The organism is Neobacillus drentensis (assembly GCF_036962765.1).
GTDB lineage: Bacteria > Bacillota > Bacilli > Bacillales > Cytobacillaceae > Neobacillus > Neobacillus drentensis_C.
The window spans coordinates 4455-9315 of sequence record NZ_JBALOS010000313.1; the positions used below are offsets into that span (position 1 = coordinate 4455).

Annotated in this window: 4 protein-coding genes; 1 reads left to right on the forward strand and 3 read right to left on the reverse strand. The window is 35.8% G+C overall.

The genetic code is table 11. The annotated features are described in order from the left end of the window. The first annotated feature begins 266 nt into the window (after positions 1 to 266). Complete coding sequence (gene pepF / locus V7137_RS27980) at positions 267 to 2090, forward strand: oligoendopeptidase F (RefSeq protein WP_335701086.1); 1824 nt, start codon at positions 267 to 269, stop codon at positions 2088 to 2090. A 517-nt stretch (positions 2091 to 2607) separates the two neighbouring features. On the opposite strand, the gene V7137_RS27985 is transcribed toward pepF, so the two are convergent. The 3 genes from V7137_RS27985 to V7137_RS27995 form a co-directional block, all read right to left on the reverse strand. Continuing rightward, the gene (locus V7137_RS27985; protein WP_335701087.1) at positions 2608 to 3480 is read right to left on the reverse strand and encodes a ClpXP adapter SpxH family protein; all 873 of its coding nucleotides are present in this window, start codon (positions 3478 to 3480) and stop codon (positions 2608 to 2610) included. Continuing rightward, positions 3464 to 3874, reverse strand: a complete 411-nt coding sequence (locus tag V7137_RS27990) for a globin (protein ID WP_335701088.1) — start codon at positions 3872 to 3874, stop codon at positions 3464 to 3466. The genes V7137_RS27985 and V7137_RS27990 overlap by 17 nt, the downstream gene beginning before the upstream one ends. Positions 3875 to 4072: 198 nt before the next feature. Next, on the reverse strand, positions 4073 to 4669 hold the full coding sequence (locus tag V7137_RS27995) for a CYTH domain-containing protein (RefSeq protein WP_335701089.1): 597 nt from the start codon (positions 4667 to 4669) through the stop codon (positions 4073 to 4075). Positions 4670 to 4861 lie beyond the last annotated feature (192 nt).

Below are 4861 nucleotides of genomic sequence, written 5' to 3' on the forward strand. Positions count from 1 at the left end.
AAAAAAAAGGAGATGCAATATTCCAATTAAAACGGAAAATATTTATTCCGAGTTCAAATCGAGAAAAAGAGGAAGCGAAGATTTTATTTTTTCAAAAATATAACCAAATCCACTCGAATAGATAAATGAAAACAATTAGAAGGGCATACTATATAGAGGTGTAAATAGTTTTCGTATTGGCAATTGCTAAAAGGAAATTGGAAAGATAAGGAGAATATTTAGTAATGATACTTTTTTTCGAAGGAATGTAGAATGGAGGATGAAAGATGGCAAATGAAACGGCAATAAAATCACTACCGGTAAGAAGTGCAATCCCTGAGCAAGATACATGGAAACTTGAAGATATTTTTGTGAATGACCAAGAGTGGGAAAAAGAGTTTCAGGAAGTGAAAAGTCTAATCCCAGGAATTAAGGAATTTGAAGGAAAATTGGGGGAAAGTGCCGAGGCTCTATATAAAGCGCTTCAGTTCCAAGATAAACTGTTAGAACGGATTGGAAAGCTTTATACATATTCACATATGCGTTATGACCAAGATACAACGAACTCATTTTATCAAGGCTTGGATGATAGAATGAAAAATTTGTATTCGCAAGCAGCCAGCCAATTGGCCTTTATTGTACCTGAAATTCTTTCTTTAAATGAGGGCCAAGTAGCTGGTTTCTTAAATGATAAATCGGAATTAAAGTTATATGAGCATGCTCTCGCTGAAATTAATCTGCAAAGACCACATGTCCTAACAGCCGAACAGGAAGCATTACTAGCGGAAGCCAGTGAAGTGATGGATGCTTCTAGTAATACGTTTGGAATGTTGAATAATGCAGACCTTGAATTTCCATCTATTAAAGATGAAAATGGGTCAGATGTTGAAATTACTCATGGCCGTTATATTCGCTTCTTAGAAAGTGAAGACCCACGGGTAAGAAGAGATGCGTTTAAGGCAGTATATAAAACGTATGGTAATTTTAAAAATACATTTGCAAGTACTCTAAGTGGTAATGTTAAGAAGGATAACTTTAATGCAAGAGTAAGAAAGTATGATTCAGCGAGACATGCCGCCCTTTCTGCTAATAATATCCCAGAAAGCGTGTACGATAACCTTGTAAATACCGTTACCGATAATCTTCATTTAGTACATCGTTATGTGAAGCTTCGTAAAAAAGTCCTGGGTCTTGACGAACTTCATATGTATGATTTATTTACCCCTCTTGTTAAAGATGTGAAAATGGAAATCGAATACGAAGAGGCGAAGGATCTAGTCATTAAAGGGTTATCACCATTAGGCGAGGAATATGCGAAAATATTAGCAGAGGGCTTTGAAAATCGCTGGGTTGATGTCCATGAAAATAAAGGAAAGCGGAGCGGTGCTTACTCTTCAGGAGCATACGGTACCCATCCATATATCCTGATGAACTGGCAGGATAATGTAAATAATTTATTTACACTTGCTCATGAGTTTGGTCATTCCGTCCACAGTTACTATACTCGGAAATCACAGCCGTATCCATACGGAAATTATTCCATTTTCGTTGCAGAAGTGGCTTCTACCTGTAATGAAGCACTCTTAAACGACTATTTATTAAAAACCATTGATGATGAACAAAAAAGAATTTACTTGCTCAATCATTATTTAGAAGGCTTTAGAGGTACGGTGTTCCGTCAAACGATGTTTGCTGAGTTTGAACACATGATTCATCAAAAAGCACAAAACAACGAGGCTTTAACTGCAGATGCATTAACAGAAAGTTATTATGCATTAAATAAAAAATATTTTGGTGAAGAAGACATTGTCATAGATGAGGAAATCGGATTAGAATGGGCGAGAATACCGCATTTTTATTACAATTATTATGTATACCAGTATGCAACTGGGTTTAGTGCTGCGACTGCACTAAGCAAACAAATTTTAGAAGAGGGCGAGCCAGCCGTGAAAAGGTACATTGAATTCCTAAGTGCAGGAAGCTCAGATTATCCGATTGAAGTGCTGAAAAAGGCTGGAGTGGATATGACAAGTGCAGAGCCAATTAAAAATGCTTGTAAGGTATTTGAAGAAAAACTGAATGAATTAGAGCAATTGTTATCACAAGCATAATGAAAGGAGATGGGGCCCTAAGGGCTCCATCTCTTTAAAATCCTTTAAAACGTTTTCTGCCATTGAGGTAAAAAATGAAGATAAATATGGCTGCAAATAATATAGGTGTACTAAGCAAAAGCGGGAAAATCTTTAAAAGTGCAAGGATTTGAAGAAAAAAAGCAATGAAAATAAGCAGAAGCATAATCAGGATAGGGAATTTTTTCATAAATGACAGGCCACCCTCGTGAATGTGTTTTAAATCCTAGTACTTCTATGTCTATTGTCCATGCCGTGATTTTATGATATTTGACAATTATGTGAAATAAAGCACAAACTTATTGCCACACATTGAAAGTGCATGCTATATTATATATGTGAAGTTGATCACAACAAACATATACCCCTTTGTTTGACCGTGAAAAATTTCTCCCATCCCCTTTGTTCGTATAAATAGTAAAATGCCTTGCAGTGTGAAAACTGCAAGGCATTTTCAATTTTCCAGAAAAAAGAAAACATGCCGTCTAACAACATGCTTCTACTCTTCAATATATCTCCAAAAGGTTCCATATTTAGCGGGGATCTGTTCCACCACTTGCTTTAAAAGTAATTTTTTCATTTCACGTTCAATTTGTGAAATAGACATATTATAAACAACCGCAATTTCTTTTGATGCGACAAATTTAAAAAACTTCATAAACGATTCTAATGGAGGGGGAGGAGATTTGATGGGTTTTTCCGAAAGCATTTCCTCCAAGATATGGACATATACCTCATATGGATATGAACCAGTTATCTTTATTCCTTCATCCTCAACATTTTCATTAAAAAATACTAAGGTAGGAATCTCCTGTACATCCATTTCAGAAGTTATTTTTAGATCACATTGAAAGGCTTTTGCTGCACTTTCAGAATGAATATCATACATGAATTCCTCTACATCCAAGCCTAAACTCCTAGCACAATCTTTTAACACCTCTAAATTTGACACATTCAGTTTTTCTAGAAATAATCCCTCTTGGATTCTCCGCAGAAAACGGAGCCCAGCCCGCCTCCCCTGTAATTCAGCTGCTTTTAGAGCTATGGAAACAGTATAGGGTGAATCCACAGGATTCTCTAGCCAAAGGCTTCCATCACATGACATACCTGACCTGCTAGCAGTTTTCTCCCACACTTGAGCGATATTCTCAAAATTCTTTTTCTTCGTTATATTTAAATCGGCTAATCGTCCACTTAAAATATGCTTAATAGAAAAATAACATCCATATTCAATTTGCAATTTCTTTAAAATCGGCTCTAATGCCCAACATTCAGGACATAAAGGGTCAATAAACATGTATATCTCAATCGGCTTTTTATCACTGCAATGCCGTTTAGCGCTTGAAGATTTTGAACTATTCACTTTCTTCACCTGTGATCCCGCCAGCGTCTGGCGTGTTAATCATGTGTTGGGCCGTAAGATAAAGGCGTGAATAAAATTCATCCCTTACTGGACCCTCTAAGCCTATTTTGTCCATTGCTTGTGACATGCAAGATAGCCACGCTTTGGCGCGTATTGGTGTAACAGGAAATGGCAAATGACGAGCACGCATCATAGGGTGACCATGTTCTTCCGTATACAATGCAGGACCGCCTAAATATTGAGTTAAGAATTGCTTTTGTTTCCGAGCAATTTCTGAAAATTGATTTGGGAATATTGGAGCTAGATCAGGATGTTGCGCAACAAGGCCATAAAATGTGTCCACAAGACGGTGTAATGTTTCTTCACCAATGGATTCAAATGGTGAAAGCTTTCTTTCAATCATGTTGCCAACTCCCTTAATGTATTATGTAGATTTATTTTATCAATGCGTATTTCATATCTCAAATGAATTGCTTTAAATTTGTAAATTTGTTACTTAAACACATTAATAATGTATGCCAAGTGAGCAATTCTTAATAGAAAAAGCAGGAATTAGCATGTTGGAAATAATATCTCCAAATAAATCTACATTGAAATACCTTTACGATTCATTTTGATTCGTTTGTTTGTATTTTCGGTGATAGAATCGGTGAATTTTATTTTCCGTTTTACGTGCAGGAATCTTGAATCGCTCAAGCAGTTCGTAAAATATTTTCTTTCCATCCTGATAGTTTTCAACCTCATATTCTAATTCATAATCTTCTGTTTTTAGATAAATACTATGGTCCAATACTAGCAATCCATTTTCATACTTGAATTCAGCGCGCTCCGTTTGTAAGGCACCAAAATATTCAATATCGGAAAAAGAAATCTCGCATTCTTCTATAAGACGTTGGATGATCCCTTTTGGAAGTGTGCCATAATGGATTGCCATTTTTGCTTCCTCTTTACTAATCGGCTGATTTGTTTCAAGAAGCCCGACTGCAGCCGGCTGTTTTAATGTCATTTCGTAGGTTAAGCCCTTTTGGCGGATCCTTAGAGCAGACTTATCCTTCTTTAAAGAAAAATTTGGAGTATCAAAGTAATGGTTCTCTTGGCTAAAAATTTGATTGGTGTCCACCTTAAAAGACTCAATAAGTCGTTCATATTCTTTTTTTGTTAGCATATTTTTAAATTCAATTTCAATATTTTGTGTCATATTTTCATCATCCTTTCAAAAGGGAATCACCTTTATTATCCCATTTCTAACCTAAACATCAATCCTTGGGAGAAATCGCTGAATTATGCTAAAATAGGTAAGTGGATAATGGAGGTAAAGAGATGAAGAAAAAAATTAAAATCGAAAAAGCATACATAAAAAATGAGCAATTAATGTTAGAAACAAATGAAA

What these genes read in the sequence shown, in the direction of transcription:
- pepF (WP_335701086.1), top strand. Translation starts at nt 267, where the DNA reads ATGGCAAATGAAACGGCAATAAAATCACTACCGGTAAGAAGTGCAATC.
- V7137_RS27990 (WP_335701088.1), bottom strand. Translation starts at nt 3,874, where the DNA reads ATGATTGAAAGAAAGCTTTCACCATTTGAATCCATTGGTGAAGAAACA.
- V7137_RS27995 (WP_335701089.1), bottom strand. Translation starts at nt 4,669, where the DNA reads ATGACACAAAATATTGAAATTGAATTTAAAAATATGCTAACAAAAAAA.